This window comes from Petrocella atlantisensis, from assembly GCF_900538275.1.
GTDB classification, from domain to species: domain Bacteria; phylum Bacillota; class Clostridia; order Lachnospirales; family Vallitaleaceae; genus Petrocella; species Petrocella atlantisensis.
Genome location: NZ_LR130778.1, coordinates 2,559,402 through 2,572,487 on the forward strand (window position 1 = coordinate 2,559,402; position 13,086 = coordinate 2,572,487).

Below are 13,086 nucleotides of genomic sequence, written 5' to 3' on the forward strand. Positions count from 1 at the left end.
ATGAAGATTGCCGTACTAAGTGGCAAAGGCGGTACAGGCAAAACATTGGTATCTGTCAATCTGGCAGCAGTAGCCAAACAATCGGTTTACATAGATTGTGATGTTGAAGAACCCAATGGCCATCTATTTTTTAAACCGGTCGAGGTTATGGAAGAAAAAATTACCATTAAAATGCCGGAGGTCGATCATAATTTATGTGATGGGTGTCGAAAGTGCGTTGATTTTTGTAAGTTTAATGCGTTGGCCTATATTAAAGATCAACTGATTGTATTTGAAGAAGTCTGTCATTCCTGTGGCGGTTGTATGTTGATTTGCCCACAACAAGCTCTAACGGAGAAAGAAAAAGTAATCGGCAGCATTCGTAGCGGTAGATCAGGCGATACAATCATTCATACCGGTATACTAAATACTGGAGAGGTCACAGGCATTCCTATTATCAAAGCGTTGCTTGAAGACGCCAAAGTAAAAGCTTCACCTCAAACCTTTATCGATTGTCCACCGGGTAGCGCTTGTATTGTCATGGAAAGTATAAAAGATGCGGATTATTGTGTTCTTGTAGCTGAACCCACCTTGTTTGGGGTACATAATCTTAATATGGTTTATGAGTTGGTAGGTATTTTTAACAAGCCATTTGGTGTTGTACTTAACAAATGCTTAGAAGGTGAAAACCCGGCTGAAGTTTTTTGTATAGAAAATAATATCAAAATCTTAGAGAAAATCCCTTATGATTCAGAACTTGGTACCATCAATTCAAATGCGGAAATAGCTGTTCATGTGGATGAAAAGTATAAGACTCTATTTGGGAAGTTATTAGATACAGTAACCAAGGAGGTGGCTTATGAAAGAGCTTCTCATTCTAAGCGGTAAGGGTGGAACGGGTAAGACCACTATAGCAAGTGCATTCATTAGACTTTCAGAGGCGAAAGCCTACGCGGATTGTGATGTCGATGCACCAAACCTTCACCTCATAACCGGACAAAGATATAATCCGCTTGTAACGGATTATTATGGGTTACCCAAAGCAGAGATCGATCAAGACTTATGTATTGAGTGTGATCGTTGCAGGCAAAACTGTCGCTTCGATGGGATTTATGTTGAGGACAGTTACCATGTGGATGCTTTTGCTTGTGAAGGATGCAGCGTTTGCGAGATGGTGTGTCCGGCGGAGGCGATAACCATGAAGCCGGCTGTGGCAGGTGCTTTAATGCTATACACTCAAGAGGGTAGAGTATTTTCTACAGCACAACTAAAAATGGGTAGTGGGACTTCGGGCATGTTGGTTACAAAAGTAAAAAAGCAAATGAAATCAATCGACGTGAACACAGATCTTGCTATCATTGACGGTTCCCCTGGAATTGGTTGTCCGGTTATAGCTTCCCTTAGTGGTGTGGATATGGTACTCATTGTAACAGAGCCTTCTATATCCGGTATCAGCGATATGGAGCGCATCATAAAAACCATTGAAAAATTTGGAACAAAGACAGCTGTATGTATCAATAAATATGATACGAACCTAGAAAATACAGAGAAAATACAAGAGTTTTGCAAAAAAGCAGGTCTACCTTTTATTGGGAATATTCCTTACGATTCGGAAGCAGTAAAAGCGATTAACATGGGGCAGACCATTGTGGATGTTGAATGTGAATCCGGTAAGGCTGTTAAGGTTATTTATCAAAAGACCAGGGCACTACTTTTTGAATCTGAAAGATAACTAAAAATAAGAATATAAAAGGAGAACAAAATGATTAAAATAGCGATTGCAAGTGAAAAAGACGTGGTAACGGAACATTTTGGACATTGTATTAATTTCAATATTTTTGATGTGGAGGGCAATCAGATTGTTAAGACGGAATCCATACCTAATCCTGGACATAAACCCGGTTTTCTTCCCAATTTTTTAAATGATCTGGGTGTCAATGTCATTATATCTGGCGGCATGGGTGGTGGTGCTGTGGATATTTTTAATGAAAAGGGTATTGAAGTTGTAGTCGGTGCAAGAGGCAGTGCCAGAGCGGTTGCAGAAGCCTATTTACAAGGTGCACTTAAGTCAACCGGTTCCATTTGTCACGAACATCAGCATCATGATGAATGTGTGTAATATTATAATCATAAACTAAGCCATTTGACAAAATGCACTTAAGAGCGGTTCATGCTTTTAGGTGTATTTTTTTCTAATCAAGATTTAAGTATTTACACTGTTTCTTTTAAAAATGGTGTGTTAGTATTATACCCAAAAGTTGTAGATTGCAGTTTGCAAGAACATTAAGATGAATTTAGTGAATCTTAGTTTTGACCCTTTAACCATGTTTGGTAGTTTAGAGCGAATTGGAGGATTTTATGGGTACAATAGTTATTTACAAATCAAGAACCGGTTATACAAAGAAATACGCAGATTGGATTGCTGAGGAACTTGGATGTCAATCCTATGATTACAAATCGGCAATGTCACTCGACTTGTCCCAATTTGATACAATTATATTTGGGGGTAGTCTACACGCATCGGGAATACTGGGACTAAAAAACATTAAAAAGAAATTGGACTTTTCAAAAACCAAAAAGCTTCTGGTTTTTGCGGTTGGTGCGACACCGCCAGTAGCTGGTCTTGAAAAAATGTTAACAGAAAAAAATGTAGGAGAAGAAGAAAGGTCCATGGTTAAGATTTTTTACATGAGAGGTGGGTTTAACTACGATCGGTTAAATCTAGTGGATAAGTTGCTTATGTCTATGATGAAAAGAGGTATTATGAAAAAGAAAGAAGATGAGCGTACCGCAGACGAAAAAGGTATGCTGGCTGCTTTTGATTACCCTTTGGACTTTACAAACAGAAAAAATATTCGACCAATTATTAATTATTATAGGGGTGATGACCATGTTGGTTAATCTTACTTACCTCAAACTGTACTCCTAAGTATGAAAACGATTATTAGATTATTTTTGCCATTAAATGCAATATATACTTTACATTATGAAATGTATATAGTACAATATGTAATGTAAAGGAGGCTTACTATGAAAAATAAACGTATGAAAATAGCTCGAATGGAATGGGATATGAAACAAGAAGATTTGGCAAAAAAAGTTGGTGTAACAAGGCAAACAATTGGACTCATAGAAGCTGGGGACTACAATCCAACACTTAATCTTTGTATCGCAATTTGCAAAGCGTTGGGTAAAACACTAAATGATTTATTTTGGGAGGAATAACAATGAAAAAAACAAACATTCAAGACGAAAGGATTGTCTTACAGAAAAGAAAAATAGGTAGTGACGCATTTGGAATTATGTACTTCGGTTTAATTTTCTCTATACTACTTCAGCAATTTATGTTTGATGCTCCGTTTTCACAGTACGCAGCAGAATTCATCCTTTTTTTTGTTGCAGCAATTTATGTCGTAGCTAGAAATATTATGGTGGGCAACGATCTTTTTAACAACAGCTTTAAGGGACAAAAAATAGTTATAATAAATGCGATTGTCTGTGGTCTTACCATCACGTCCATTTCAACCACTTTAAATACAATTAATGAAGGTATAGAAAAGATGGGAGGAACAAGCGGTATTGTAATAACGGCATTTATTACTTTTATCGTTGGGGCATTAACCTCCTTTATAGGGTTTGAAATCTTGTATATATTAAATAAAAAAAAGCAAAAGAAAATTGATGAGAAGTACATGGATGTCGATGAATAAGGTCTATAACCTAAATCTAATCATTATTTAAGCATTCGCACATTTGCTTCTAAAGATGCCATGTTAATATTATATCAAAAGTGATGTTAATGATGGATTAAGAACTGAAAGTTGAGAATGCGAAGTATGAAATTATTATTGAACCTTGTCCGAAAGGACTTTAAAAAAAACAAAGTCATGACCTTATCCTTGACCGTATTCCTAATCTTATCTGCACTCATGTTGGCAGGTGGATTACGTATTACAGGCACATTAGTATCCTCCTTAAACGGTCTAAATGATATTGCCCTACCACCTCATTATCTACAAATGCATAAGGGAACTTATGATGAGGAAGCTATATCAGAGTTTATAAAAAAACATACCTATATCAAAGAGGCACAAACCGTCAAGATGTTGAATGTTAACAATGCAGACTTCTTTTATAAGGAAGAAAGCTTTGAAACGTCCTTGATGGACAATGGGTTTATTATTCAAAATGAGAAGTTCGACTTTCTTCTGAATATGAAGAATGAGCCGGCTGTAATTGGTCCTGGCGAGATTGGTGTACCTGTTTACTTTAGTGAAACACTAGGGATTCAAAAAGGGGACATACTAAAACTACAAAAGGATGATGATTATAAAGAATTTGTCGTAGCAGCCATCATCCGTGATGCATCTATGAACTCGGCCCTTGCCTCATCCAAACGGTTTTTGATTCATCAGGTGGACATGGAAGAAATAGCTCAGTATATGGGTGAATGGGAGTATATGTTTGAGTTTCTTTTAGAAGAGGGTGCATCTACCTCATTACTAGGTAAGGATTATATGGAAGAAGGTATGCCGGCTAATGGCGTTGCGATAACAGGTAGCCTACTGACGATGATCAATGGTGTATCACATGGTCTCGTGGCCTTGATTATATTAGCCATCAGTATGTTGCTGATTACCATGGCCATGGTATGCTTGTCTTATATTATACGGGCAACACTAGCGGATGAAACCACTACCATAGGAGAAATGAGAGCCATAGGTTTCCCAAGCAAAGCCATACATCAGTTGTATCAGACAAAATACCTCCTACTTAGTATCGTTGCCGGTATTATTGGTTATATTGGTGCTATACCTTTTGGAGATTTCTTATCATCCTCAGTTATTTTATATAATGGATATGGTCATGGTACTTGGATGGAATGGGTACTGCCTATGGTAGGAACAGTAATTCTAATTCTAATGGTCATGCGGCGTTGTCGTCGTATCCTTCATAAAAATCTAAAAAGTACTACAGTAGAAATGATGCGGGGAAATGGAAGCATGAAAAAGGAAGGTCATTATAGATTACCGGTTAAGGGCTTGAGGTGGCACAACATGGAGATTGCTCTTGGTGAACTAAAATGTAAATGGAAAACATATGTTGTGATTTTCTTCGTGTTTGTATTGACATCCTTTCTAATCTTATTACCGATGAATATGAAAAATACCATAGAAAATCCTTCCTTTATTACCTATATGGGTATTGGAGAGTGCGATATTCGTGTGGATATTCAATACAGTGAGAACCTGGAACAACAAAAAGATGACATCGTGTCCTACTTGAGAACAGATGAGGATATTGAAAAGTATGCCGTTTATAGAACCAATTTTATAGAAGTGAAGAATGACCAAGATGAATGGGCGTACATACGTGTAGAAAAAGGCGATGCATCGGTCTTTCCTCTGGCTTATCTTGAAGGTAACCCACCACTTGATGGTCAAACCATCGCCCTATCTTACCTAAATGCTTCTGAACTAGGTCTGCAAGTGGGTGACCATATGGAAATCAAATATCAAGGTGAAGTGCTTCTGTTTAAGGTCAGTGGTATATATCAAGATATTACCTATGGTGGAAAAACCGCCAAGACAAACTTTGATTTCAAAGAGAATAATGTAGAAGCTTATAATGTGTTTCTGGATCTTAATACGGGCGTTGATATCGATGAAAAGACAGTTACACTACGCAGTATATTAGAAGACAGTAAAATAACACCGATACATGCATTTATCGGGCAAACCCTTGGTGGTATTTCTGATAATATGGCATTGGTAGAAAGCGCAGCCATCGTGATCGCACTGCTTTTGATGATGATCATAACCGTCATGTTTTCACAGTTAATGATGGCAAGAGAGCATAGTGCCATAGCCATCAAAAAGGCAATGGGTTTTAGTAATAAGGACATAAGAATACAACTAGGTATTCGGATTGTACTGGTTCAATTTATAGGCATCGTCCTTGGGACTGTCCTAGCTAAGTCTCTAGGAGAAGAAATCTTTGGTTGGCTTTTATCATTTATGGGAGCTTCTAAAATAACGATGTTGGTGAAGCCAATGTCCACATATTTGTTATGGCCGGCTGTGCAGATTGCTCTTGTACTGGTCACAGTGGTTGGCGCAACAAAGGCTGTAAATAGCTATCATATAAGAAATCAAGTTATAGAATAGAAGGAGAATGTCATGATTCAGGTTGAAGCAATAAGTAAATCTTTTCAAGATACAAAAGTTTTGAATGAAATATCTTTTAGAATACAGAAAGGTGATTTTATTGCCATCATGGGTCCTTCAGGATCCGGTAAATCTACCCTTCTTTATAGCATCAGTGGCATGGACAGTATTAGTATGGGCAAGATATACTTTGATGGCGTTAATATATCCAATATGAAAGAAAACGTCTTGTCCGGTTTACGTTTGAATAAAATGGGCTTTGTTTTTCAGAATGTACAGATGCTAAAGAATCTATCGATCTATGATAACATCATACTACCCGCCTTGGTTGCAAAAAAAGAGTCTGCAGCCAATATCAGGAAGCATGCTAAGCTTTTAATGAAGAAGACGGGAATAGAAGGGCTTGAAGATCGTGATGTACAAGAAGTTTCAGGCGGTCAGCTGCAACGGGCTTCCATATGTCGTGCTATGATTAATCATCCTGATATTTTGTTTCTCGATGAACCAACGGGTGCCTTGAATTCAAGTGCTACCAAACAGGTGTTGGATATTTTAGAAGATTTAAATCAGGAGGGTATGACCATCATGACCGTTACCCATGAGCCACATGTTGCGGCTAGAGCGAAAAAAGTATTGTATGTCATAGATGGCCAGATTGCAGCCCTAAAGGAATTTGAAATGGATGGAGACAGGGATAAGGCGTTAGCGATTTGGTTAGAAGAAATGGAATTTTAGTGTAATCATAAAATGGTAAAGGCGTCAAAACTTAGTTTTGATCCTTTAACCATGAAATTATAGAGTAAGAATTGTAGGAGGATTAATAATGAAGCGTGTCGTTAAATGGTTTTTTATATTGGTAGGTGCGGTTGTATTAATGTCAGTAATATGGGCCACAAAAGATTTGTCAGATATTAAAGCGGTTGAACTGGGGGTAATTGAGTTAGAGGAACTTGACAATGGAAATTACCATGGGAATTACAAAAACGGTAGATTCTCCAATGAACTCATTGTGGAGATAAAGGATCAAAAAATAACAGATGTCCAAGTCATAAAGCCAGTTCCAAATAGCAATGAACAGTTTATATCTGATTTAAGGAACATGATATTATTGGAACAATCTTTGGAGGTTGATGCTATTTCTGGAGCGACTTATACCACTAAGGCTTATCTTAAATCTATTGAAAATGCACTGATTAATGAAATGATAGAAATAGACGAAGATGAGCGAGTAGAAGTAGAAGAAGAAGAGATCACGAAAATAGATGATGAGACAATATATGAACAAATAAGTGGGTATATGTGGGAGGAAAGCGTGGAAGCCTTTTCCCCTTATTATGAGCTACTAAATCATGAGATTACCGGCTATGAAGAAGAGAAAATAGGGGACAACCTTGAAGTGCTATTCTTTTATAAACTTATTCATAAAAACTACGATAAGGACCCGGATACAGTAGGTTATATCAAAGAAGCCAAAGAACAAGGTAATGCTAATTATCAGTTGATGTACGATGAGTATTTAGCACCGAGAGAAATGAATTTTCAGCTTAAGATTGTTATAGATGAAAAAGATGTAATGACTTTATATGCTAACAACGCCCCGGTAGGAACAGAGTGGGAAGCGGTAAGTTTGAAAGATTATATTCTTAGTAATTAGTTTTGACCTTATAATCATAGGTTAGGGTATAAAAACTACGTGCCTAAGCTTTCATATATGTATATGAGAGCATCAGGAACACGTAGTTTCAACCCTTGAGCCATGCTATAAGATTGATTTAGTAAATGATGTAACCAGGGGTTTGAGGGGGTAAACTTAAAGTGGAGAAATTTGGAGAGATGACTTTAACAGCATCGTTTTCTTGAATGTCGACTTGGAAGATTGTGGTCTTCTCTGAGGTGTGAATGACAATACGATTGGCATAGTCTTTCTCCTCAAGATCTTGGACAATAAAAAAGCTTAAGTTGCCTTGATCATCATAAGTAATCTCCTGTATGATACCTTCATGAAAAGTAGGCTCTGATTGGGTCACTTTTAGGGTTTCATTTTCTATTTCAATGCCTAAACTTGTAATTTCAGATAGAAACTCTATAGGTACCCACGTATGTCCATCTAAAATAATAGGTGAACTACTTAGAGCCCAAGGTGCCATTTTTTGCCTAAAATAGGCATTTTCACCAATTGTAATGGAGGTCCATAAGGGACCTTTTGATAATTCCACACGTTTGCTAGCTTCATGCCAAGTGAACTCAAAACCAAAAGCCTCAAGGGTTTTTCTTAGGGGTATCATCGTGATGCCCTCAATAGCCTGTGTTTTTGCAGTTACCGTTATAGGTGTTTCATTGTTAAGATGAGACTCGGCATATGCACTTGTAAAGGTACCAAGACTCATACATGTGACAAGTAATAATAGTGTACTGATTTTTTTCATAAGATGCTCCTTTATATTATTATTTATTTGGAAAGCGCTACTTTCCCATTTAGGCCTAATACATAATATACGACGATGAAAAAAGAAATAGGTTCTCAAATTATATGGTTTGTATTGCAACTGTAACATAATTGTCCTATAATTAATAATGAGACCTATAATCAATTACACTATTTAATAAGATAACCATCTATGATGATGGCAAGATAGGAGATGAAGATATGTCAATACAAGTATATGTTAATTTTAGTGGTAATTGTCGTGAAGCGGTAGAGTATTATGCAAAAGTATTCAAGACAAAAGAACCGAAAATTATGACCTACAGTGAAATGCCGCCGGATCCGGATTTTGTTGTCCCTGATGAGACAAAAGACTGGGTGTTACATACAAGTCTAGATATAAGTGGCAGTACAGTTATGTTCTCTGATGTTTTCCCTGGTATGCCCCTTGTTGTTGGTAATAATATCAGTTTGACGATTATAACGGATGATGAGGCAGAAATTCGCGATGCATTTGATCAGTTAAAAGAAGAAGGTCGCGTTGATATGGAACTTGGGGAGACCTTTTGGAGCAAATGCTATGGCAGCGTCGAAGATAAATTCGGGATCATCTGGCAGTTTGATTTAGACAGTGGTGAAAGCTTCTGATGTATGAACTCAAAACGAAGGAAAACGACAGTGATGTTGTAGAATTTATTGAACGTGTAAAAAACCCAAAGCGCCAGGAAGATGCCTATAAGCTTCTGGATATTTTTTCGGAGACAACCGGCTTAAAAGCTAAGATGTGGGGACCGAGTATCATTGGATTTGGTTCTTATCATTACAAATATGCGTCCGGACATGAAGGTGATGCTATGTTAGTAGGCTTCTCGCCTAGAAAAGCTAAAATGAGCCTATATTTTGCAACCGGGGACACTGAAAGAGAAGCATTATTACAAAAATTAGGTAAGCACACTGCTGGTAAAGCATGTGTTTATATCAATAAACTTGAAGATGTTAATATAGACATACTTAGAGATTTGATTAAGCAGTCCATCATATTTCTTAAAAAGACATATCCTGATCATTAGTTCAGAACCTAAGATTGTGGCAACCTTGGATGTAAATCCAGGGTTGCTATTTCTTCTTCACATGAAAGAAGAAAATTGACCATATCTATAGGCAGTGATATAATGATAAAAAGAATGGCAAACAGTAAACCATTAGAATTACAGATGTGTATTTGACGTACGACTTAGAGATAGGTGTATTATCATCTGTCAATGGGCTTGTATGTTTTTTTATGGTTATAATTGGTAAAACTGAAAAAAAGAAATCAAATAGGAGTGAACGATTCATATGGATAGTCAAACGGGTACACAAATTATTATTCTTGGTATTTTGCTTGTTATGTCGGGATTTTTTTCGGCTACAGAAACTGCGTTTTCAAGTATTAATAGAATAAGGATGAAGCATCTTGCAAATAATGGCAACAAAAAAGCGTCACATACTTTAGAACTTTCAGAGGATTTTGATAAGGTTCTATCAACAATACTGATTGGAAATAATATTGTTAATATTGCTTCAGCAGCTATTGCAACGGTCCTTTTTACCAGACACTACGGCAATGCAGGTATTACGATTTCGACGGCTGTGACCACCATCTTAGTCTTGATTTTTGGTGAAATCACGCCAAAAAGTCTTGCAAAAGAATCGCCGGAGGCTTTTGCCATGTTTTCTACGCCTATCCTTAGAATCTTAACATTTTTATTACAACCGATTAATTATATTTTCTCATTATGGAAAAAATTATTATCAAAAGTTTTCAAATTTAAAGACAAGCAGACAATAACTCAAGAGGAATTAATCACCCTTGTAGAAGAAGCTGAAAGTGAAGGTGGACTCGATTCTCATGAGGGAGAACTTATACGTTCGGCGATTGAGTTTAATGATCTTGATGTTGAAGAAATATTGACCCCAAGGGTGAAGGTTGTCGCGGTGAGTGAAACAGCTTCCCTTGATGAGATAAAAAGGACCTTTATGAAGAATGGCTTTTCAAGGTTACCTGTCTATAATAAAACCGTAGATAATATCATTGGGGTCATCCATGAAAAAGACTTTTACAATGTCTTATATGATGAAAAAAGCGATATAAAGTCCATTACTAAAAGTATTGTCTGTGTTGCACCACAAACAAAAATATCTAAACTCTTAAGACTTTTACAACATTCTAAGTCGCACATATCAGTGGTGGTGGATGAATATGGAGGAACTATGGGTATTGTAACTTTGGAGGATATTCTTGAGGAGTTAGTAGGTGAGATATGGGATGAACATGATGAAGTTATTGAGTTTTTTAGTGAAATAGAAAATAACAAATATCTAGTACATTGTAATGCAAATCTTGAGGAGTTATTCACTCGATTCGAGCTTAAAAGTAAAAGTTATGATTATGATGCGGTAACGGTAGGAGGTTGGATTGTACATCAATTTGGAAGAATACCGGATGTAGGTAATAAATTTGTATTTGAGCACCTTCAAGTGACTGTGACGAAAACGGATAATAAACGTGTACTTGAAATTACAGTCGAGATATTAGAGTAAAATAAATTATAGGTTGACAAAAAAAAGAGATTCATGGTATATTTCAATAACGTAAATTTGATATATTAATATATATAAATATATCAATCAATCAATACTCACTTAGAAAGGTTTCATGACAAATGAAGAAAAATATCCAGAATCAATTATTTTTTGTTACAATCCTATTCTTTGTCCTAGGCACCTTACATATTAGTTTGGCGTTACTAGGACTCGTTTGCTTTACACTACCTTTTTACCAATATTTTAAGAATAAAGACAGAGTATGGTGTAAATACTATTGTCCTAGAGCCGGTTTATTTAATGTTATCTTCGGAAAAATAGGTCTCAAGAAAAAAATACCTAATTGGATTAAAAATGGAAAAGGAAAACAAATCGTCCTATACTATTTTGGTATTAATCTTTTTTTTGCAACCATGTCCACCATCATGGTTAGTCTAGGACGGATAGACCCTATTGACTATGTTCGTTTTCTAATCCTGTTTGAGATACCGATTGCATTGCCACAGTTGTTGACATATTCTGTACCGAGTCCAGTCATTCATTTAGGGTATAGAGTTTATTCCATGATGCTGACATCAACCATAATCGGTAGTGTTTTGGCTTTTTTATATTTACCAAGAACCTGGTGCATGATCTGCCCGATTCAGACTTTAACGACGAAAAAGGTTTGATGGGAACTTAGATAGAAAACCTAATCGAAACCATTTAGCTTTTACAAAGTATCAGACAACAGAAAGAGGCTCCTGGGTAGGAGCCTCTTGATATTTCAAAAAATATATTATCGTAATGTTTTTAATGCACCGCTCCAAGCAATGACTTGATCAAGCATAGCGTTAACACTTTCCTCGTGACGTGCATCCGGCTTGAATTCAGAGAAATTCTCAAAATCTGTGAATAGAGATAACATAACCTGGGCACGAACATCGGCAACTTGCAGTTCAGCCATAATTTGTCTTAAGTGCTCAACAGCTCTGGTTCCGCTTGCGGAGCCGTAACTGACAAAGCCGGCAGCCTTATTGTTCCACTCAGCATAGATAAAGTCGATTGCATTTTTTAAAGCAGCGGATACAGAATGGTTGTATTCGGGTGTCACAAACACGAAACCGTCTAAAGTGTTGATTTTTTTAGCCCATATCTTAGTATGGTCCTTAGTATATTGGGCCATAGCTGGTGGATAAGGCTCATCGAGTAGTGGTAAGTCATAATCAGCTATGTCTACTAATTCAAAATCTACATCCGTTCTTTTTATGGCAATATCATTGACCCACTGTGCAACGGCACTGGCATTTCTTCCTGGTCTTGTACTTCCTACAATAATTCCTATTTTTAACATCTAAATTCCTCCTTATAAGCATAAATCACTAATTAGTGATATATGTTGTATGATAATGGCCTATTAGAGGCCATTAAGTTTCTTGAGTAATTGAAGTAACTGTTGCTTTTCATCCATGTTTAGGCGATAGAAAAAATCTTTGAGATAGTGAAGGTGTGTCAAAAAAGCATCTTCAATAATCTGGGTGCCTTCATCTGTGAGGGAGACTTTGTATGAACGCCTATCTTCAGCATCTGGACTTTTTTTAATCCAACCTTCTTTTTCTAGATTTCTAATTACAACAGTCATATTACCGCTTGTTGCAAGATTCTTGTGTATCAGATCGCAGATTTTTAAAGGACCAAGGTGGTAGAGGGACTCCAAAACACCAAACTGAGGAACAGTTAAACCATAGTTGTTTAAGAAAACCTGTAGCCTTCGTGTGAAGCTTAAGTAAGTCCTAGATAATGCTACTACTGATTTTAAATGGATATCATTTTCGTCGCCATAAGAGAATGTATTTTTCATAGGTTTAATATATCACTAATTAGTGACAGTTGTCAAGTTTTTTGTTCAATTTTGCTAGAGGTAAGTTTTCGACATAATGTCGGGTAATG

At 36.7% G+C, this 13,086-nt stretch carries 16 protein-coding genes; 13 read left to right on the forward strand and 3 right to left on the reverse strand.

Annotated elements, in window-relative coordinates; all coding sequences use genetic code 11:
* From PATL70BA_RS11800 to PATL70BA_RS11840, 9 genes are all read left to right on the forward strand, one after another.
* Positions 1-867: a nucleotide-binding protein gene (locus PATL70BA_RS11800; protein ID WP_125137544.1), complete on the forward strand. Its 867-nt coding sequence runs from the start codon at positions 1-3 to the stop codon at positions 865-867.
* Positions 839-1,711, forward strand: a complete 873-nt coding sequence (locus PATL70BA_RS11805; RefSeq protein ID WP_125137545.1) for an ATP-binding protein — start codon at positions 839-841, stop codon at positions 1,709-1,711. The genes PATL70BA_RS11800 and PATL70BA_RS11805 overlap by 29 nt, the downstream gene beginning before the upstream one ends.
* Positions 1,712-1,741: 30 nt before the next feature.
* On the forward strand, positions 1,742-2,098 hold the full coding sequence (locus tag PATL70BA_RS11810) for a NifB/NifX family molybdenum-iron cluster-binding protein (RefSeq protein ID WP_125137546.1): 357 nt from the start codon (positions 1,742-1,744) through the stop codon (positions 2,096-2,098).
* Between the two features lie 239 nt (positions 2,099-2,337).
* A complete protein-coding gene (locus PATL70BA_RS11815) occupies positions 2,338-2,880 on the forward strand; it encodes a flavodoxin domain-containing protein (protein WP_125137547.1) in 543 nt (180 codons plus the stop codon).
* A gap of 129 nt (positions 2,881-3,009) precedes the next feature.
* Entirely contained in the window at positions 3,010-3,204 is a 195-nt protein-coding gene (locus PATL70BA_RS11820) for a helix-turn-helix transcriptional regulator (protein WP_125137548.1), read from the forward strand.
* Positions 3,205-3,206: 2 nt separating this feature from the next.
* Positions 3,207-3,689 carry a DUF6773 family protein gene (locus PATL70BA_RS11825; RefSeq protein WP_125137549.1) on the forward strand — a complete coding sequence of 161 codons (483 nt, stop codon included), beginning with the start codon at positions 3,207-3,209 and terminating at the stop codon, positions 3,687-3,689.
* Positions 3,690-3,815: 126 nt separating this feature from the next.
* Positions 3,816-6,146: an ABC transporter permease gene (locus PATL70BA_RS11830; RefSeq protein WP_125137550.1), complete on the forward strand. Its 2,331-nt coding sequence runs from the start codon at positions 3,816-3,818 to the stop codon at positions 6,144-6,146.
* Positions 6,147-6,158: 12 nt separating this feature from the next.
* Positions 6,159-6,881 (forward strand): ABC transporter ATP-binding protein, encoded by a 723-nt coding sequence (locus tag PATL70BA_RS11835; protein ID WP_125137551.1) that lies wholly within the window; start codon positions 6,159-6,161, stop codon positions 6,879-6,881.
* Positions 6,882-6,969: 88 nt separating this feature from the next.
* Entirely contained in the window at positions 6,970-7,800 is an 831-nt protein-coding gene (locus PATL70BA_RS11840) for an FMN-binding protein (RefSeq protein WP_125137552.1), read from the forward strand.
* A gap of 118 nt (positions 7,801-7,918) precedes the next feature.
* On the opposite strand, the gene PATL70BA_RS11845 is transcribed toward PATL70BA_RS11840, so the two are convergent.
* Positions 7,919-8,572 (reverse strand): copper amine oxidase N-terminal domain-containing protein, encoded by a 654-nt coding sequence (locus PATL70BA_RS11845; protein ID WP_172596224.1) that lies wholly within the window; start codon positions 8,570-8,572, stop codon positions 7,919-7,921.
* A 221-nt stretch (positions 8,573-8,793) separates the two neighbouring features.
* Between PATL70BA_RS11845 and PATL70BA_RS11850 the strand changes: the two genes are divergently transcribed.
* The 4 genes from PATL70BA_RS11850 (at position 8,794) to PATL70BA_RS11865 (ending at position 11,828) form a co-directional block, all read left to right on the forward strand.
* The gene (locus PATL70BA_RS11850) at positions 8,794-9,219 is read left to right on the forward strand and encodes a VOC family protein (RefSeq protein ID WP_125137554.1); all 426 of its coding nucleotides are present in this window, start codon (positions 8,794-8,796) and stop codon (positions 9,217-9,219) included.
* Entirely contained in the window at positions 9,219-9,641 is a 423-nt protein-coding gene (locus PATL70BA_RS11855) for a DUF1801 domain-containing protein (RefSeq protein ID WP_125137555.1), read from the forward strand. Before PATL70BA_RS11850 ends, PATL70BA_RS11855 begins: the two co-directional genes overlap by 1 nt.
* Positions 9,642-9,909: 268 nt before the next feature.
* Complete coding sequence (locus tag PATL70BA_RS11860) at positions 9,910-11,154, forward strand: HlyC/CorC family transporter (RefSeq protein WP_125137556.1); 1,245 nt, start codon at positions 9,910-9,912, stop codon at positions 11,152-11,154.
* A gap of 122 nt (positions 11,155-11,276) precedes the next feature.
* A complete protein-coding gene (locus PATL70BA_RS11865) occupies positions 11,277-11,828 on the forward strand; it encodes a hypothetical protein (RefSeq protein ID WP_125137557.1) in 552 nt (183 codons plus the stop codon).
* Between the two features lie 107 nt (positions 11,829-11,935).
* On the opposite strand, the gene PATL70BA_RS11870 is transcribed toward PATL70BA_RS11865, so the two are convergent.
* Positions 11,936-12,490 carry an NADPH-dependent FMN reductase gene (locus PATL70BA_RS11870; RefSeq protein WP_125137558.1) on the reverse strand — a complete coding sequence of 185 codons (555 nt, stop codon included), beginning with the start codon at positions 12,488-12,490 and terminating at the stop codon, positions 11,936-11,938.
* Between the two features lie 63 nt (positions 12,491-12,553).
* Positions 12,554-12,997: a MarR family winged helix-turn-helix transcriptional regulator gene (locus PATL70BA_RS11875; RefSeq protein WP_125137559.1), complete on the reverse strand. Its 444-nt coding sequence runs from the start codon at positions 12,995-12,997 to the stop codon at positions 12,554-12,556.
* Positions 12,998-13,086: the final 89 nt, after the last annotated feature.

Coding starts and splice junctions, on each gene's coding strand:
- PATL70BA_RS11800 (WP_125137544.1), top strand. CDS start 1: ATGAAGATTGCCGTACTAAGTGGCAAAGGCGGTACAGGCAAAACATTG.
- PATL70BA_RS11805 (WP_125137545.1), top strand. CDS start 839: ATGAAAGAGCTTCTCATTCTAAGCGGTAAGGGTGGAACGGGTAAGACC.
- PATL70BA_RS11810 (WP_125137546.1), top strand. CDS start 1,742: ATGATTAAAATAGCGATTGCAAGTGAAAAAGACGTGGTAACGGAACAT.
- PATL70BA_RS11815 (WP_125137547.1), top strand. CDS start 2,338: ATGGGTACAATAGTTATTTACAAATCAAGAACCGGTTATACAAAGAAA.
- PATL70BA_RS11820 (WP_125137548.1), top strand. CDS start 3,010: ATGAAAAATAAACGTATGAAAATAGCTCGAATGGAATGGGATATGAAA.
- PATL70BA_RS11825 (WP_125137549.1), top strand. CDS start 3,207: ATGAAAAAAACAAACATTCAAGACGAAAGGATTGTCTTACAGAAAAGA.
- PATL70BA_RS11830 (WP_125137550.1), top strand. CDS start 3,816: ATGAAATTATTATTGAACCTTGTCCGAAAGGACTTTAAAAAAAACAAA.
- PATL70BA_RS11835 (WP_125137551.1), top strand. CDS start 6,159: ATGATTCAGGTTGAAGCAATAAGTAAATCTTTTCAAGATACAAAAGTT.
- PATL70BA_RS11840 (WP_125137552.1), top strand. CDS start 6,970: ATGAAGCGTGTCGTTAAATGGTTTTTTATATTGGTAGGTGCGGTTGTA.
- PATL70BA_RS11845 (WP_172596224.1), bottom strand. CDS start 8,572: ATGAAAAAAATCAGTACACTATTATTACTTGTCACATGTATGAGTCTT.
- PATL70BA_RS11850 (WP_125137554.1), top strand. CDS start 8,794: ATGTCAATACAAGTATATGTTAATTTTAGTGGTAATTGTCGTGAAGCG.
- PATL70BA_RS11855 (WP_125137555.1), top strand. CDS start 9,219: ATGTATGAACTCAAAACGAAGGAAAACGACAGTGATGTTGTAGAATTT.
- PATL70BA_RS11860 (WP_125137556.1), top strand. CDS start 9,910: ATGGATAGTCAAACGGGTACACAAATTATTATTCTTGGTATTTTGCTT.
- PATL70BA_RS11865 (WP_125137557.1), top strand. CDS start 11,277: ATGAAGAAAAATATCCAGAATCAATTATTTTTTGTTACAATCCTATTC.
- PATL70BA_RS11870 (WP_125137558.1), bottom strand. CDS start 12,490: ATGTTAAAAATAGGAATTATTGTAGGAAGTACAAGACCAGGAAGAAAT.
- PATL70BA_RS11875 (WP_125137559.1), bottom strand. CDS start 12,997: ATGAAAAATACATTCTCTTATGGCGACGAAAATGATATCCATTTAAAA.